At 57.8% G+C, this 15,836-nt stretch carries 15 protein-coding genes and 1 riboswitch; all 15 genes read left to right on the forward strand.

Annotated elements, in window-relative coordinates; all coding sequences use genetic code 11:
• The first annotated feature begins 66 nt into the window (after nucleotides 1–66).
• The 15 genes from pyk to PVT68_RS16395 all read left to right on the forward strand — a co-directional run bounded on the left by pyk (nucleotide 67) and on the right by PVT68_RS16395 (nucleotide 15,580).
• The gene (gene pyk / locus PVT68_RS16325) at nucleotides 67–1,545 is read left to right on the forward strand and encodes a pyruvate kinase (protein ID WP_280319931.1); all 1,479 of its coding nucleotides are present in this window, start codon (nucleotides 67–69) and stop codon (nucleotides 1,543–1,545) included.
• Nucleotides 1,546–1,703: 158 nt separating this feature from the next.
• Nucleotides 1,704–1,843: riboswitch (molybdenum cofactor riboswitch) on the forward strand.
• Entirely contained in the window at nucleotides 1,828–2,811 is a 984-nt protein-coding gene (gene moaA / locus PVT68_RS16330) for a GTP 3',8-cyclase MoaA (RefSeq protein ID WP_280319933.1), read from the forward strand. Its footprint overlaps the riboswitch before it by 16 nt.
• Before the next feature lie 201 nt (nucleotides 2,812–3,012).
• On the forward strand, nucleotides 3,013–3,528 hold the full coding sequence (gene moaB, locus PVT68_RS16335) for a molybdenum cofactor biosynthesis protein B (protein WP_280319935.1): 516 nt from the start codon (nucleotides 3,013–3,015) through the stop codon (nucleotides 3,526–3,528).
• Between the two features lie 42 nt (nucleotides 3,529–3,570).
• Nucleotides 3,571–4,059: a cyclic pyranopterin monophosphate synthase MoaC gene (moaC, locus tag PVT68_RS16340; protein ID WP_280319937.1), complete on the forward strand. Its 489-nt coding sequence runs from the start codon at nucleotides 3,571–3,573 to the stop codon at nucleotides 4,057–4,059.
• The gene (gene moaD, locus PVT68_RS16345) at nucleotides 4,056–4,304 is read left to right on the forward strand and encodes a molybdopterin converting factor subunit 1 (RefSeq protein WP_280319939.1); all 249 of its coding nucleotides are present in this window, start codon (nucleotides 4,056–4,058) and stop codon (nucleotides 4,302–4,304) included. The genes moaC and moaD overlap by 4 nt, the downstream gene beginning before the upstream one ends.
• A 32-nt stretch (nucleotides 4,305–4,336) precedes the next feature.
• Nucleotides 4,337–4,816, forward strand: coding sequence for a molybdenum cofactor biosynthesis protein MoaE (locus PVT68_RS16350; protein ID WP_280319940.1), 480 nt, complete (start codon nucleotides 4,337–4,339; stop codon nucleotides 4,814–4,816).
• Between the two features lie 372 nt (nucleotides 4,817–5,188).
• Nucleotides 5,189–5,698 (forward strand): hypothetical protein, encoded by a 510-nt coding sequence (locus PVT68_RS16355; RefSeq protein ID WP_280319942.1) that lies wholly within the window; start codon nucleotides 5,189–5,191, stop codon nucleotides 5,696–5,698.
• Between the two features lie 2 nt (nucleotides 5,699–5,700).
• The gene (locus tag PVT68_RS16360) at nucleotides 5,701–7,755 is read left to right on the forward strand and encodes a tetratricopeptide repeat protein (RefSeq protein ID WP_280319944.1); all 2,055 of its coding nucleotides are present in this window, start codon (nucleotides 5,701–5,703) and stop codon (nucleotides 7,753–7,755) included.
• Nucleotides 7,748–11,056, forward strand: coding sequence for a tetratricopeptide repeat protein (locus PVT68_RS16365; RefSeq protein WP_280319946.1), 3,309 nt, complete (start codon nucleotides 7,748–7,750; stop codon nucleotides 11,054–11,056). Before PVT68_RS16360 ends, PVT68_RS16365 begins: the two co-directional genes overlap by 8 nt.
• Nucleotides 11,056–11,652 carry a tetratricopeptide repeat protein gene (locus PVT68_RS16370; RefSeq protein ID WP_280319947.1) on the forward strand — a complete coding sequence of 199 codons (597 nt, stop codon included), beginning with the start codon at nucleotides 11,056–11,058 and terminating at the stop codon, nucleotides 11,650–11,652. The genes PVT68_RS16365 and PVT68_RS16370 overlap by 1 nt, the downstream gene beginning before the upstream one ends.
• On the forward strand, nucleotides 11,652–11,954 hold the full coding sequence (locus tag PVT68_RS16375) for a hypothetical protein (RefSeq protein ID WP_280319949.1): 303 nt from the start codon (nucleotides 11,652–11,654) through the stop codon (nucleotides 11,952–11,954). Before PVT68_RS16370 ends, PVT68_RS16375 begins: the two co-directional genes overlap by 1 nt.
• Before the next feature lie 280 nt (nucleotides 11,955–12,234).
• Entirely contained in the window at nucleotides 12,235–13,011 is a 777-nt protein-coding gene (locus PVT68_RS16380) for a MotA/TolQ/ExbB proton channel family protein (RefSeq protein WP_280319951.1), read from the forward strand.
• Nucleotides 13,011–13,619 carry an ExbD/TolR family protein gene (locus PVT68_RS16385; protein ID WP_280319953.1) on the forward strand — a complete coding sequence of 203 codons (609 nt, stop codon included), beginning with the start codon at nucleotides 13,011–13,013 and terminating at the stop codon, nucleotides 13,617–13,619. The genes PVT68_RS16380 and PVT68_RS16385 overlap by 1 nt, the downstream gene beginning before the upstream one ends.
• On the forward strand, nucleotides 13,616–14,191 hold the full coding sequence (locus PVT68_RS16390; protein ID WP_280319955.1) for an ExbD/TolR family protein: 576 nt from the start codon (nucleotides 13,616–13,618) through the stop codon (nucleotides 14,189–14,191). Before PVT68_RS16385 ends, PVT68_RS16390 begins: the two co-directional genes overlap by 4 nt.
• Before the next feature lie 9 nt (nucleotides 14,192–14,200).
• Nucleotides 14,201–15,580, forward strand: a complete 1,380-nt coding sequence (locus PVT68_RS16395; protein ID WP_280319957.1) for an AgmX/PglI C-terminal domain-containing protein — start codon at nucleotides 14,201–14,203, stop codon at nucleotides 15,578–15,580.
• Nucleotides 15,581–15,836 lie beyond the last annotated feature (256 nt).

The raw sequence follows: 15,836 nt of genomic DNA on the forward strand, positions 1-15,836 counted from the left end.
ACAAAGGTCTACCCGATAGCATCGCCGCCAGCGGGCTGCCAAGTACCGACAAATGATGAGTTCCCCATGACCCAGATCCCCGCCAGCCAGCGCACCGCCAAACCCATCCGCCGCACGAAAATCGTCGCCACCCTGGGGCCCGCCAGTGACCAAAACGGCGTACTGGAAAAATTGCTGAAGGCCGGGGTGGACGTGGTGCGGCTGAATTTTTCCCACGGCACCGCCGACGATCACCGCCGTCGACTGCAGCAGGTGCGTGAGGTCGCCGAGCGCCTGGGCAGGACTGTCGCCGCCCTGGGGGACCTGCAGGGACCGAAAATCCGTATCGCGCGCTTCCGCGACAGTGCCGTGACCCTGCAGGAGGGGCAGGAATTTGTACTGGATATGGCACTGGATACCGACGCCGGTGACGAGCGGCGGGTAGGGTGCGATTACAAGGCGCTGGTTGACGATGTTGCCGCCGGCGACGTGCTGTTGCTGGATGACGGCCGCGTGGTACTGCAGGTGGATTCCGTCGACGATACCGCGGTGCACACCAGGGTGACGGTTGGCGGCCGTCTTTCCAACAACAAAGGCATCAACAAGCAGGGGGGCGGTCTGTCAGCGGCAGCGCTCACTGACAAGGACAAAGCCGACCTCAAAACCGCCATCGATATTGGTGTGGACTACCTGGCGGTCTCCTTTCCCCGCGGCGCCGACGATATGCGCGAAGCGCGGGCACTACTGGGAGAGACCGGTGCGCATATCGGTCTGGTGGCCAAGGTGGAGCGCGCCGAGGCTGTGGCCGACGAGGAAACCCTGGATGAGATTATCCAGGCCTCGGAGGCGGTGATGGTGGCGCGGGGTGACCTGGGGGTGGAAATTGGCGACGCCGCGCTGATCGGTGTACAGAAGCGCATGATCAAGCGCGCACGCCAGCTGAATCGCGCGGTCATTACCGCCACCCAGATGCTGGAAACCATGATCACCGCACCGCTGCCCACCCGAGCGGAGGTATTCGATGTGGCCAACGCGGTGCTGGACGGCACCGATGCGGTGATGCTGTCCGCCGAGACTGCCGCCGGCAATTTCCCGGTAGAAGCCGTGGAAGCCATGCATCGCCTTTGCCTGGGCGCTGAACGTGAGCGCTCCGCGCAGGAATCCGGCCACCGCATGCATCAGGGCTTCACCCGCATCGACGAGACCATCTCCCTGTCCGCCATGTACGCCGCCAATCACCTGGCCGGTGTGACCGCCATTGCCTGCATGACCCAGACCGGCTACACCCCCCTCATCGCCTCCCGCATCCGCTCCGGCCTGCCCATCGTCGGCCTCGCCCACGACCCCATAGCCCAGCGGCGTATGGCCCTGTATCGGGGGGTGATCTCGATACTCTTTGTACCGGGCGCGGAAGAAGGCGACAGAGAACTGAATCAACGCGCTCTTGAGGAACTGAAGGACAGGGGTATCGTTGAAACCGGCGATCAGGTGATACTGATCCGCGGCGACCTGATGCAATCCCACGGCGGCACCAACACCCTGAAAATCCTCGACGTACTGGAGTAATTACATTCCGCTGGCCGGATCGTATACACTGGCGGGCACCTGATTCGAGGGCTGCATTGCCCGCCATCACGGCTGCCGGCATAAGGTTGCTGGCTATTCTTAAATAGTTATGCCTTCGCATCAGAGTTTTATACTTCGTAGCTGAAGTATTTGAACGGATAAAACCGTAACACCGAGCCATGTGTTCTAAGTCCACTGGATATGAGCCCATGGCCGCAGGCAGAAATTCTGTCCGCCAGGGTCGCAAGGGAAACCGACCGGCCTCCCGCATTTGGAAAGGTGATGAAACAACAAGAGATATTGCAAGACGGCCACGGGCGGCGGTTCTATTACCTGCGCCTGTCCGTTACAGACGTGTGCAACTTCCGTTGCGACTACTGCCTGCCCGACGGTTACCAGGCCACCCACCGGCAACCAGAACTCACCGTAGCGGAAACCCGCACCGTCATAGGGGCGTTCGCCCGCCTCGGCACCCGCAAAGTACGCCTGAGCGGTGGCGAACCGTCCCTGCGCAAAGACCTGCCGGAAATCATCCACGCCGCCAAAACCACCCCCGGCATCCGTCGCGTCGCGATCACCAGCAACGGCTATAAACTGCCGAGCGTCATCGACACCTGGCAACAAAACGGCCTCGACCAGCTGAACATCAGCATCGACAGCCTCAACGCCGACGAATTTGCCCGCATTACCGGCCACGACTGCCTGCCCAAAATCCTCACCGGTATCGACCGCGCCCTCGAGCTCGGCATCCAGACCAAAGTCAACGCCGTGCTGCTGAGCGACGGTGCCACCGCCCGCCTGCAACAGTTTTTAAGCTGGCTGAAAACAACCCCGGTAACCCTGCGCTTTATCGAACTGATGCAAACCGGCGACAACCGCGACTACTTCGCCAGCAACCATCTGCGCGGCGAAGAAATTGAAAAGCAGTTAATCGAAAACGGCTGGCAATTGCTGCCGCGGGCCCTGGATGCGGGACCGGCAAGAGAATACGTTCACCCGGACTACGCCGGCCGCATCGGTCTGATCACGCCCTACAGCAAAGACTTTTGCGATAGCTGCAACCGCCTGCGTATTTCTGCCCAGGGCAAACTGCACCTATGCCTGTTTACCGATGCCGGACTCGACCTTAGGGAAACCATTCGCAAGGGGGATGCCGACGTGTTGGCAGAAAAAGTGAAAGCCTTGATTGGCAACAAAGAAGTCAGTCATTACCTGCAGCAAGGCAATACCGGCGGTACGCAAAACCTTTCGATAATAGGCGGTTAATCTCTAATTTTTCACGCTTACGAAGTAAAGAAATACAAATCGAAGGCCGGGTACCGGGTGTGGGTTTTCGGGATCGTCGCAAACAGGATGTTTGCGCCGAAGCGCCCAGGGATGGGTTCACAGCGGTCCTGAAAACCCACACCCGGTGCCCGGTCGCAACGGACTACAACCAAAGCACGTTAAAAGCTACGGAGTACAAAAATGTCCCACGCCCCAGTAGATAAAAACCAGAAACTCAATATCGCAGTCCTAACCGTGTCCGACACCAGAACCGAAGAAAACGACACTTCCGGAAAATACCTGGTAGAAGCACTGCAAGCCGACGGCCACAACCTCGCCGACAAAGCCATTGTCATCGACGATAAATATTTACTGCGCGCCAAAGTCTCCGCCTGGATCGCCGACCCGGAAATTCAGGTCATCCTCACCACCGGCGGCACCGGCTTTGCCGGGCGCGACTCCACCCCCGAAGCTCTCGCCCCCCTGTTCGATAAACATATCGACGGCTTCGGCGAAATTTTCCGCGCCGTCAGCTACGAAGAAATCGGTTCTTCTACCATCCAGTCCCGCGCCCTCGCCGGACTCGCCAATCGCACCCTTATCGCCTGCCTGCCCGGTTCCACCGGCGCCTGCAAAACTGGCTGGACCAAACTGCTGCAAGAACAGCTAACAGCCTCCCACATGCCCTGCAACTTCGTTGGCTATTTAACCAAGTAACGCAATTACCGCTGCGACCCAAAAACCGAACGTAAAAACACAATGACCCTTACACACCTCAACCAGCAGGGCGAAGCCAGCATGGTCGATGTCACCGACAAAGACATCACCGACCGTTCCGCGCGCGCCCAGTCCGCCGTCGCCATGTCTGCGGAAGCCTTCGCCCAGCTACAGGCCGGCAACAACAAAAAAGGCGATGTACTCGCCACCGCCCGCATCGCCGGAATCCAGGCCGCCAAGAAAACCGCCGACCTCATCCCCCTGTGCCACCCACTGGCACTCACCAAAGTACAAGTGGACTTCGCACTGGATGAAGTGACCAAAACTATCCACATATCCAGCTTCTGCCGCCTCGCCGGACGCACCGGTGTCGAAATGGAAGCGCTTACCGCAGCCAGTGTCGCTGCACTGACCATCTACGACATGTGCAAAGCCGTGGACCCTGCCATGGTAATTGGCCCGACAAAACTGCAGGAAAAAACCGGTGGCAAACGCGGGCACTGGAGCGCCGGCGATGGAGAAGAAGCGTGATTAAAGTACTCTTCTTTGCCAGCCTGCGGGAACAGTTGGGATGCGACGGCACCGAAGCCGAAGCAGGCGGCGTGACGAATATTGCCGAGCTGCGCGCAAAACTCAGTGAAAATGGCGAGGCCTGGAAGTCCGCACTCACCGACGAGCGGTTGCAGGTAGCGCTCAATCAACAACTTTCCACCCTGGATGCCAACGTCGCAGACGGTGATGAAGTTGCGTTCTTTCCGCCGGTAACCGGAGGCTAAACCTTGTTGCAACTGGCCACAGGAACTTGAGCATGGCTGTAGAGATTTCCATCTCCGTGCAGGCGCAGGGATTCGACCCCGGAGCCGAATACAACCGACTCCGTGAGCAAAACTTTGCCGACGGTGCCACCGCCATGTTTGTCGGCAATGTGCGGGATTTCTCCCCCAGTGAAACTGGAGAGCGCAAGTCGGTCACGGTACTGGAACTGGAACACTACCCGGGTATGGCCGAATCCGCGCTTGGGGATATCGCCCGTCAGGCCGCCGAGCGCTGGCCCCTCGGGCGAGTGCGGGTGATCCATCGCTACGGTCCGCTCGACGCCGGTGATGAAATTGTTTTCGTGGGAACCACCTCCACCCATCGCCAGGCCGCGCTGGATGCCTGTGCATTTATTATGGACTTTCTTAAAAGTCGCGCTCCGTTCTGGAAGCGGGAAGTAGGGGAAGGCACAGACAGCGGCAGCTGGGTTGAAGCGCGCAGCAGCGATGAAGATGCCCTGAAAAAATGGTGAAGCCGTCACACCGGCGCGAACAAGAATGTTGGCGATTTCCCTCAAAGTGAAAAATTCCTTTTTTTAGTCTGCAGTGTGCGACAGTCAGCTTTCAAAACATGACCGGGTTCCTTTAATTGTTCTGCATGTGAAGTGGTCCACACAGGTTCGTCATCCATTGCCAGTGAAACCTGTCACACTTTCGAGGTTTGGCAGCGAGCACATTGAATTTAAACAAAAATTCCTCGCTGATCCCCTGCGCGAGTTTTGAAGCGCCTCACATATCCCGCCACCTTCCTTGAAATACAATCAGCACCGCTGAGGATTCGCAGCCGAATTTTTGCTGCGTTTTTTTGTGACCAAAACTTATGGGTCGGTTCGGGGTAACGGGATATGTACAGAGTACTGATGGCAACCGCTTTGCTGGTACTGGCGGCAACGGCCAGTGGCCAGAATGTGAGCCGCGAAGAAATCCGTGGCCTCGATGAGCAGATCCAGGATGTGAAGCAGGATGTGATCAGTCTCACATCCGAGCTGAACCGTCTGGAAGAAAAGCTCCTGTTTCCCTCCAATACCCAGGCCGCATTTTTTATCTCGCTTGCGGCCAGTGATGAATTCAGTCTCGAATCGGTTGAGTTGAAACTGAACAATCAGGTAGTCGCCCACCACCTCTACACTTTCCGGGAAATTGAAGCGCTGCAAAAGGGCGGTGTTCAGCGTATTTATACCGCCAATGTCCAGACCGGTGCCCACCCCCTGGAAGTCAGCTATTTCGGTAAATCCAAATCCGGCAAAGAGTATCGCGGGACCGCCAGCTACAGCGTGGATAAGGCGGTAGGGCCGAAATTTGTCGAGATTAAAATCGCCGCCAACCAGTCAGCCATCGACTTCCAGGACTGGTGAACATGAGATTCCGTCTGCGCAACGGGATTGCCGGTGCGGCGCTGGCTGCGCTGTGCGCCGTGCCCGCTGCGGCCAAAACTTCCGTTGATCCGACGGCCCTGCACACCGAAGAGCTGCGCGATCTGTTCTTCGGTGAGGCGCTGTTCAATGCCCATCAGGACAAATATCTCGATGCGATCGCCGGGCTCGATACCGAGCTGAAGCAATTCCGCCTTCTGGACGACCCCGAGCTGGATCCCTTCAGTCTGCATTTTGGCCAGGCGGAGTTTGCCGTGGGGGACCTGGAACTGTCCTACCGTATGCACCGGGAAGCTGGCCGGGCTATGGAGGCGGTGATCAATGGCGACGTACCGCAGCCGATCAAGAATGAAGCCGCTTATCGACTGGCAAAAATCCACTATCACAAACAGCAGCCCGCCAATGCCCTGCACGCCCTTGAGCTGATCGAGGGACGGGTGCCTGAGCGGGTGCGTGCGGACGAACAGTTCCTGCGCGCGCGGGTGTATATGCAGCTGGGGCGCTTTGAGGAAGCGGTGGCGCTACTCAAGGAGCTAAAGGGCGATACAAAGGCAGAATCCCTTGCCGGGTTTGTGGAGTACAACCTGGGTATCGCCCTGCTCAAGCTGGGAGAAATCGAAAAAGGTGTAGTGGAGCTGGACAGCCTGGGCCGCAATGCCGGTCGCAGCGAGGCCACAGCGGCGCTGCAGGATAAAACCAACCTGCTGCTCGGTTACCAGCTGATGGAGGCGCAAGAGTATCAGCGCGCACGCACTTATTTTGACCGGGTGCAGTTGAGCGGCCCTTTCTCCAATCAGGCACTGCTGGGGGCTGGCTGGGTAGAGGCCAACGCTGGCCGCTACGATCGTGCACTGGTGCCCTGGCGATTGCTGAGCCAGCGCCAGAACACCAACGCGGCGGTACAGGAAGCCATGCTCGCCGTGCCCTACGCCTACGGAAAACTCGATGTTCACAGCACCGCGGCGGTGAACTACGGTCAGGCGCTCGAACTGTTTGGAAGCCAGGTGGATGTACTCACCGATTCCATCAACAGTATCCGGGAAGGCAAGTTACTGGAGGCGCTGCGCCGCAAAGAAGCGAGTCAGGTAAAGAACTGGGTGGTGGCGTTGCGCAAACTGCCGGATGCCCCGGAAACCCATTACCTGCTGGATCTGATGGCCTCCAATGACTTCCAGGAATTCCTGCGCAATTATCAGGACCTGAACGACCTGCTGGAGCGCAACCAGACCTGGTTGCAGAGTCTCGATGCGTTTGAAGAAATCATCGCGGTGCGCCGAGGTTACTACGAGCCGATTTTACCGGGGCTCGACGTCGAGTTCCGCCAGATCGATGCACGTATCAAAATGCGTCTTGAGCAGCGCCAACGCCTCGCCGCGCGTATCGACAACCTGTTGGTGAATCGCCACCCGCAACTGCTGGCAAAAAGCGAGGAAACCGAGTCTCGCCTGATTCTCGAGCGTATCCGCGAAATCCTTGCGCATAATCCGAGCCTGAACAGCGGCGAAACGGAAGCGCGGGTTGCGCGCCTTGAAGGCGTACTGAATTTCCGTCTGTCCCGGGAATTTGACGATCGCCTGACCGAAGCCTACCGGCACCTGCAGGCGCTGGATGGTGTCATCGCGACCCTGCAGGAAACCTACCAACACTATGTGCGCAGACGCCAGGCCGCTACCCACAGTTATCAGGGTTACCGCGACCAGATTGCCACACTGCGGGCCGGACTCAACCGTGCCCAGAATCGTATTGAGCAGCTGATGGCCCGTCAGGGCCGTATGCTGGAACAGCTTGCCATCGACGAGCTGGATCAGCGCCGCGCGCAACTGGAGAGTTATCAGATCAAGGCCCGCTTCGCCCTGGCAGACAGTTATGACCGCGCCAACGAATTGCAGGAGCAGCGCACAGATGTGCGCAAGGTCGCGGAGTACCAACAGCAGGTGCAAGCGCTGAAGCAGTCCGAGCCGGACCATGAAACGCCATCCGGCGAAAACCCGCCCGCGCAGGAAGCACCTGGCAGTGAAGAGGTGGTTGGCGATGAATAAGCATCTGCGGTGCGCGACTTTCTCCCCGTTCTTCCCCAGGGCGCACTTCCGGCTGGTCACTGCCGCGTCTGCGGCGCTGTTGCTCGCCGCCTGTGCCGGCAACAGTGGCAATACCATCGGCAGCCTGCAAAACGTCGACATCGAAATCGCGGAAACCCGAATTGACGGCAGCCTGGAAAAAGCCCTGGCCAGTTACCAGAAATATCTGCAGGAAACCCCGGAAACAGCACTGACTCCGGAAGCGATCCGCCGTATCGCCGACCTGAAAATCAAGCAGGCCTATCGCGCAGAAGAAGGCTTGAACGCGGGGCAAACGTCGCGTTCCACGGAAACCCGCCTTGTTTCTGAGGACGAGCTTGTGGCGGCGAACCAAAAGGCGGCGTCTGCACCGGCATCGGTAAAAACCGCTGCCTTGCCGGCGAATATGGAAGCTCTTCAAGCTGTTGCCATTGCTGCCAGCCCAGCGGGTGTTAACGCGGCAAACGGTATTGCCGGTGTTAATGGTGTCAATCGTGAGAGCCGCGAAGATTTCGAGGCGCGCGCCGCGGGCGAAGTTGCTGTTGCCAACACTGGCAGCGATGCCGTGCTGCCCGGAGATAACGCCGATGCACTGCTCGCCGCCAATGCGCGGGAAGCCATTGCCCTGTACCAGAAACTGTTGGCGCAGTACCCACTGTACGAGCGCAACGACCAGGTGATGTACCAGCTCTCTCGCGCCTACGAAGAGACCGGCGAAATCGAGGAAGCAGTCAATATCCTGCGTCAGCTGGTAGCAAAATTCCCGGCCTCGCGACATGTCGACGAAGCTTACTTCCGTCTTGGTGAATATTATTTCACGCGCAAGAAGTATCTGGATGCGGAGGAATCCTACGGCCGAGTGGTCGATATGGGGCAGGTGTCCAGCTTCTACGAAATCGCCATCTACAAGCGCGGCTGGGCCCTGTTCAAGCAGGATATGTACGAGATGGCGCTCGACGATTTCGTACGCATGCTCGATGTTAAAGTGGCTGCGGGTTATGACTTCGAGCAGCAGGATAACGCCACCGAGCGCAAGCATATCGAAGACACCTTCCGGGTCATCAGCCTGAGCTTTTCTTACCTCGGTGGTGCCGAATCCATTGTGGATTACTTTAGTCGCAAGGGCGCACGCGATTACGAATCCTACGTCTACAGTCATCTGGGTGAATACTACCTGGACAAGCGTCGCTATCAGGACGCGGCATTGGCCTACAACGCCTTCGTCGAGCGCAATCCGTTACACAAGGTGGCCCCGGCATTCTCTATCCGCGTCATCGAAATTTATCAGAAAGGTGGCTTCCCGCGGCTGGTGCTGGAGGCGAAGAAAACCTTCGCCAATACCTACGCCCTGGATGCCCGCTACTGGACCGTATTTGATATCAGCGAATACGCCAGCGTGGTGGAATTCCAGCAGGCCAACCTGATTGATCTGGCGAGCCACTACCACGCCGCCTATCAGGGCGTAAAACCCAAGGATCAGGAGTTCGCGAAAAAACGCAGCGAAAACTACCGCGAAGCCATTCACTGGTATCGCCGTTATCTCACATCTTTTGCGGATCAACCCAAGGCGCCGGGCATTAACTACCAGCTGGCGGGGCTGATGCTGGAAAACCGGGATTTCCGCAACGCCGCGGTGGAATACGAGCGCACTGCGTATCAGTACCCGGGCCACAGCGAAAATAAAAATGCCAGCGAGGCAGGCTACGCCGCGGTGTTTGCCTACCGCGAGCACCTGAAAAACGACCTCGGGATAGATGCACTGGCGGAGAGAACCGCAGTGCAGAAAGAGATCATCCGCTCGTCTCTCACCTTCGCGGAAACCTTCCCCGAGCACGGCAAAGCCCCGCAGATATTGCTTGGCGCGGTGGGCGATCTGTACACGCTGAAGAGCTTCCCGGAAACCATCCTCAATGGTCGCCTGCTGCTGGAAAAATTCCCCGCAGCAGAAACTCAGATTCTGCGCTCTGCATGGCTGCTGGTTGCGCACGCCTCGTTTGACACCGCACTGTATGCCGATGCGGAAGTCGGCTATCGCCAGGCACTGTCACTCACCGCCGCGGATGCCAAAGATCGCGCCGATCTGGTGGACAATCTCGCCGGTGCCATCTATCAGCAGGGTGACCTTGCCCGCAAGGCGGAAGATCACCTGGCCGCGGCGGAACATTTCCTGCGTATTCGCAATGCCGCTCCCGGTGCCTCCATTCTCGCCACCGCCGAGTACGATGCGGCGGCGGCGCTGATCCAGCTGCAGAGCTGGGATCGTGCCGCCAGCGTGCTCAAGGCCTTCCGCAGCAACCATCCAGAGCACGAGCTGCAGAAAGAAGTCACCAAAAAACTCGCCGTGGTATACCAGGAGGGCGGCCAGCTGCTGTTGGCGGCGGCGGAATTCGAGCGTATCGAACGGGAAACCGAAGACGAAGACGTTCGCCGCGAAGCACTTACCCAGGCCGCCGAACTGTACAGCGCAGCCAGCAGCCCCGAGCGCGCACTGGCGGCGCTCAATCGCTACGTAAAACTCTTTCCGCAGCCCATGGAGCCCGCGCTGGAAGTTCGGCAAAAAATGGCCGACATCCACTTCCACAGCGGCAACCAGAAGGCCTATTTCAATACCCTGGATGACATGGTGCGCATTGAATTGCGCGGTGCTAACGAACGCAATGAACGCACCCGCTACCTCGCCGGTAACGCCGCCCTGAAACTGGCGGAACCCCGTTACGACGCCTTTGCGGAAATTGCCCTGATGGCGCCGCTTGAGCGCAACCTCAAAACCAAACGCACCCGTATGCAGGCTGCCACCAAAGCCTTCAGTGACCTGATCGACTATCAGGTGGCCGACGTTACTGCGGCCGCGACCTTCTATCTCGGTGAAATCTACCTCCACTTCAGCCGCGCCCTCAAAGAGTCCGAACGTCCCAACAGTCTGGATGCGATGGAACTGGAGGAATACGAACTAGCACTGGAAGAGCAGATCTACCCGTTCGAAGAGCGCGCCATTTCCGTACACGAGAAAAACATCGACCTGATGGCCGCCGGAATTTACAACGATTGGGTCGCGAAAAGTATTGGACAACTGGCCGGCCTGGTGCCCGCGCGATACGAGCGCGAGGAAGATGCCGGGAATATCGTCATGACCATCGTGCCGGTTCCGCAATTGCCGGAGGAGCAGCTGACGCAAGCACAACAGATTGAAACAAAGCAGTCTGAAAAACAGCAAGCGAAAGCACCCGCTGAATCTGAAACCACCATCATTGCGGAAAACAACACCGGCGAGGACCAGGGCTGATGAACCGTATCCTCACACAAACCTCTCTGCTGCGCGCTTCCCTGTGCGCACTGGTGCTGCTACTCAGCGCCTGCGTCAGCGGCCCCCAGACCTCCAGCCGCCCGGTTGATCCCATGAGCGTAAAGGTTGCGGGCGGTGTCAATCGCGACTTCCTGCAGGCCGTGGAATATATGCAGGGCGAGCGCTACCCCGAAGCCATCGAACTGCTGCAAAGTGTGGTCGAGCGGGAACAACGCCTCTCCGCGCCTTACGTCAATCTCGGTATCGCCTACGTAAAAACGGACGACGAACAACATGCGGAAGAATCCTTTCGCCAGGCCCTGCGCGCAGCGCCATTTGACCCGGTAGCCAGCAACGAACTCGCCGTCCTCTACCGCCACCAGGGCCGCTTCGAGGATGCCAGAAGTATCTACGCAGAGTCGCTACAGCTGCACCCGGAAAACCTGCCGCTGATCAAAAACCTCGGCATTCTGTGCGACCTCTATCTTCAGGATGTGAATTGTGCACTCGCACAATTCGAGCAGTACCTGAACTATCAACCCGACGATGCCAAAGTCGCCATCTGGGTAACCGATCTCAAACGGAGGGCCAACTGATGGCAAGCCAATTCCAGAAACTGACAGTACTTTTCCTGCTGTTGATCGCCTCCAGTGCTGGCGCACAGGACGAACAAAAAGAAAACAAAGTGGATACGGATGTTAAGGAGCTTTCCGGTATTTCCATTATCGGTAACAAAGAGGCTCCAAAGTCACTTTACATCGTTCCCTGGAAAAGCTCGGAAGTGGGCGTGGAAAGCGGACTCAGTTCCAGCCTGCTGGACCCCAGGCTGCAGCCGCTGGACAAAGAAGTGTTTTCTCGAGAGCTTGAGTTCTACCAGCTCAGTCTTACAGATGACTGAAAAACAAATACTGACGAAGCATAAAACTGCAAATTGAAGGAGGGGCGCCGGGGGCGAGTTTTCAAAAGCGTCGGCAACAGGGAAGTTGCCGACGCAGCGTACAGGGATGTATTTACAGCGGTTTTGAAAACTCGCCCCCGGTGGCCCGCCGCCAAAGGGCTCCAAACAGAGCGCTATCAAACAGAGCTACGAAGTAACTAACCAAAAAACGACCACAACAGGTCAAAACTAGGCAAAGCGGAAAAAACCGCGGACCCGAGAAAGAAAACCAAGAGGGCAAATGATGGATTTCTTGAACAGCGTAGTCGCGTTTTTTCAGACTGGTGGTGCGTTCATGTACCCCATTTTGGTGGTATTCGCGCTCGGCGCCGCGGTAGCAATCGAACGCTATATCCGCCTCGTCTACGAGCGCCACACCAACCGCGCCGCGTGGGAAAAGCTACAGCCAGTACTCAATGCCGGCGATTTTGACCGCGCCCGCAACCTCGTCAAAGACGACAACACCGGCGTAGGCCGGCTGCTCGCCATGGGCCTCGAACGTCAGGGCGCCGTACGCCGCCGTGAAGACATCGAAATCGCCATGGAAGAAAGCATCATGGAGACCATCCCGCAACTGGAAAAACGTACCCCCTACGTTGCGCTCGGCTCCAACATCGCCACCCTGCTCGGCCTGCTCGGCACCATCATGGGCCTCATCGAAGCCTTCACCGCCGTAGCCAACGCTAACCCCGCAGAAAAGGCTGACCTGCTGTCCGCCAGTATCTCCGTGGCGATGAACACCACCGCCTTCGGCCTCATGGTCGGTATCGCACTGCTGATCGTACACGCTCTGTTGAATTCCCTTACCGGACAGATCGTCGATAGCCTCGAAATGGTCTCCGTCAAAGCACTCAACATCATGTCCTCCGGCACTCGCCGTCGCAGCGAAGCCGGCCAGGAAGAGCGTGCACCGGCGAGTGGCAAAACCGTGAACCCGGACATCCAGAAAACTCAGCAGGCACAGCAACAGTCCGCTTCGAAAAAAACTGACGAGAACCCCAAACCGGAATCCGCGTAATGAGAAGCAGGCGTCATAGCAGAGCCAAAGAAGCGCCCGAGCTGGACATCACCGCCTTCCTCAACCTGATGGTGGTACTGGTGCCTTTTCTGCTGGTTTCCGCAGTATTTTCCCGGGTCACTATTCTCGAACTGAATATGCCCAGCGGTGCCGGTGGCGGAGCGGAAGATCCGGGAGTAACCCTGGAAGTCGTGGTGCGTAAGGACGTACTCGAAATCAGCGACGGCGACAAAGTCATCGCCCGCTTTCCCAACCTGAACCAGGGGGAGGACGGTGCGCAATCCGTCGCGAGTGAAGATTCGGGAGCGGGCGCGCAAACTACGGTGGACGAAAACGGCATACCCGTTGTTGCGCCCACCGCGGAAGTGTATGACCTCAGCAAACTTCGGGAATACCTGATCCGTATTAAGCAGAGCTACCCCGATAAAACCGATACCACCCTGCTGATGGAGCCGGAAGTGGCCTATGAGCATCTTGTCGGCATCATGGATACCGTGCGCAGCGCGCAAGTGTTGCCGACACCGGAAGAAGGTGCAGCAGCGGATCCGGAAGCGAAGTCAGAGACAATGGAACTCTTTCCCGATATATCCCTGGGAGACGCGCCGTGAAACGTGAAAGCAGACGTATGAAGCGCATGGCGCGCAGCCGCAAGCGCAAAACGCCGGGCATGAACCTCACCTCGCTGATGGACGTGTTCACCATTCTGGTGTTCTTCCTGCTGACCAACAGTTCCAGCAACGAAGCCATCGAGGCGCCCAAGGTCATTACCCTGCCGGACTCGGTGGTGGAGTCGAAACCGCGTGAAACCGTCACCTTGATGGTCACCCACGACGAGGTATTGATCGAAGCCAAGCCGGTGATGACCACCGAGCAACTGTTCCAGAGTGAAGAGTTGGTGATCGAGGCGATTCAGCAGGCGATGATTCGCGAAGTGGGCAAAGCCATGACGGTCGCCGGCGATGAGCTGGAAGAGGCCAAGGCCGCACTGGCCGAGCGCGCCGCCGCCGGTGAAGACGTCAGTGCCGAAGCCGCGGAACTACTGGCGGAACCGCCGGAAGTGAATATTCTGGCGGACCGCACCGTGCCGTTCAGTGTGCTGAAAAAAGTCATGTCCAGCTGCACCAACGCCGGCTATACCCGTATTTCCCTCGCGGTCATCCAAAAAGCATCTCAGAGTTAGTGAGCGTTTGTGAATAATTTTCATCAACAAAAACAGGCACTGACAGCGAAGCAGAAAGTTGTTCGCCAGCAGCTGGCTGTACTCGAGAGCGAGCACAGCCAGATTGATGGCCGGCTGGATACACTGCGTCGGGATGAGGCCAAGCATCAGTTGCTGGACGAAATTTCCGATCGTCTCGGCAAGCTCGAAGAGGCCGGTGCCGGTGATCTGTTCTGGGCTGAGCACTACAAGCAGGATGCTTCCAAAGCGCTGATCCATCGCCTGCAGAAAACCGTCAGTATCTATCATGCCAATTTGAACCTGCTGCATGAGCGCAAGCGCAAATTGCAGGATCAGATGGAAGACTGTCGCGATGACCTGTTCGAGTTGGATGCGGAGTTCCGCGAAATTCGCCAGGCGGAAGAAGATGTTCACTACGAGTATGAAGTCACGCGTGAAATCGGTAATTCCGCTTTCCGTGACGCCATCATGCCGTGGAACAACAATGGAGACGACGAACGCCGCTTCCGCGTCAGCGTACTCGCGTGTCTGTTGCTGGCGTGCTTCCTCGGTTTCGGCGTGCACATCTGGCAACTGCCCGAGCCAGATGAAAGCGAAGTGGTGGAAGTACCCGAGCGCCTGGCCAAACTGGTTCTGGAAAAGAAAACCAAGCCGAAACCACCACCGGAGCAGGTGGTGAAAAAGCCGGAGGAGAAAAAGAAAGAGCCTGAAAAACCCAAGCAGGAAGTGGCGAAGGAAGAACCCAAGCCATCCAATGTTGAGAAAAAGCAGGTGAGCAAGAAAGTCGAGCGCGCCGGGGTACTGGCGTTCAAGGACAACTTCCAGGATCTGATTCAGGATGACCTGGATAAGCGCCTCGGTCAGCAGACTCAGCTCAGTACAGCGGGCAAGAAGGAGAACCGCAGTCAGCGCTCCCTGATTACCGCCGCGGCAAAATCCGGTTCCGACGGTATCAATACCGCCGCGCTCAGCCGCAATGCCGGTGGTGTGGGTACGGCGCTGGAAGGGGTCAGTTTCTCGCGGGTATCCAGCGGTATCGGCACCGAGGGTGACTTCGCCGGTGAAGAGCGGCCGCTCAGCGAAGGTGTAGGACCGTCACGTACCGATGAAGAAATCCAGATTGTCTTCGATCGTTACAAGGCGGCACTGTACCGGATCTATAACCGGGAGTTGCGCAATAATCCGGCACTGCAGGGCAAGATGGTACTGCGTATTACCATTCAGCCAGACGGCTCCGTATCTCTGGCAAAAGTCGAGAGCAGCGATATGGATTCGCCGGCGCTCAACTCGGAGATCGTTGCGCGGGTGAAACGGTTCAACTTTGGTGAAAAAGCCGGGGTGCCAACCATCACTATCCTCTACCCGATCGACTTCCTTCCCGCCGCCTGACCAGGGAGTGCGGAGCTCCGGCTCCGCATTCCAAAATACACTGCCGGGAACGCGGAGCCCCAGCTCCGCAACCAGCGCAACCACTTCGACTCGTTGAAGTGGTTGAGTTCTGGTTCCATAAAGTTCACAAACTACCTGAACTTTACCTGAGAACTGTTTGGCAAACGTAGAAAAAGTTCCCGCAAAGGCGCTTCAAGTTTGACTTGTTTCACGGTGCCAGCTACCCCCATCCCATAAAGTTCCGCGACCGGTTCCT

The sequence above is a fragment of the Microbulbifer bruguierae genome, assembly GCF_029869925.1.
Taxonomy (GTDB): domain Bacteria; phylum Pseudomonadota; class Gammaproteobacteria; order Pseudomonadales; family Cellvibrionaceae; genus Microbulbifer; species Microbulbifer bruguierae.

What these genes read in the sequence shown, in the direction of transcription:
- pyk (WP_280319931.1), top strand. Translation starts at nt 67, where the DNA reads ATGACCCAGATCCCCGCCAGCCAGCGCACCGCCAAACCCATCCGCCGC.
- moaA (WP_280319933.1), top strand. Translation starts at nt 1,828, where the DNA reads ATGAAACAACAAGAGATATTGCAAGACGGCCACGGGCGGCGGTTCTAT.
- moaB (WP_280319935.1), top strand. Translation starts at nt 3,013, where the DNA reads ATGTCCCACGCCCCAGTAGATAAAAACCAGAAACTCAATATCGCAGTC.
- moaC (WP_280319937.1), top strand. Translation starts at nt 3,571, where the DNA reads ATGACCCTTACACACCTCAACCAGCAGGGCGAAGCCAGCATGGTCGAT.
- PVT68_RS16350 (WP_280319940.1), top strand. Translation starts at nt 4,337, where the DNA reads ATGGCTGTAGAGATTTCCATCTCCGTGCAGGCGCAGGGATTCGACCCC.
- PVT68_RS16355 (WP_280319942.1), top strand. Translation starts at nt 5,189, where the DNA reads ATGTACAGAGTACTGATGGCAACCGCTTTGCTGGTACTGGCGGCAACG.
- PVT68_RS16360 (WP_280319944.1), top strand. Translation starts at nt 5,701, where the DNA reads ATGAGATTCCGTCTGCGCAACGGGATTGCCGGTGCGGCGCTGGCTGCG.
- PVT68_RS16365 (WP_280319946.1), top strand. Translation starts at nt 7,748, where the DNA reads ATGAATAAGCATCTGCGGTGCGCGACTTTCTCCCCGTTCTTCCCCAGG.
- PVT68_RS16370 (WP_280319947.1), top strand. Translation starts at nt 11,056, where the DNA reads ATGAACCGTATCCTCACACAAACCTCTCTGCTGCGCGCTTCCCTGTGC.
- PVT68_RS16375 (WP_280319949.1), top strand. Translation starts at nt 11,652, where the DNA reads ATGGCAAGCCAATTCCAGAAACTGACAGTACTTTTCCTGCTGTTGATC.
- PVT68_RS16380 (WP_280319951.1), top strand. Translation starts at nt 12,235, where the DNA reads ATGATGGATTTCTTGAACAGCGTAGTCGCGTTTTTTCAGACTGGTGGT.
- PVT68_RS16385 (WP_280319953.1), top strand. Translation starts at nt 13,011, where the DNA reads ATGAGAAGCAGGCGTCATAGCAGAGCCAAAGAAGCGCCCGAGCTGGAC.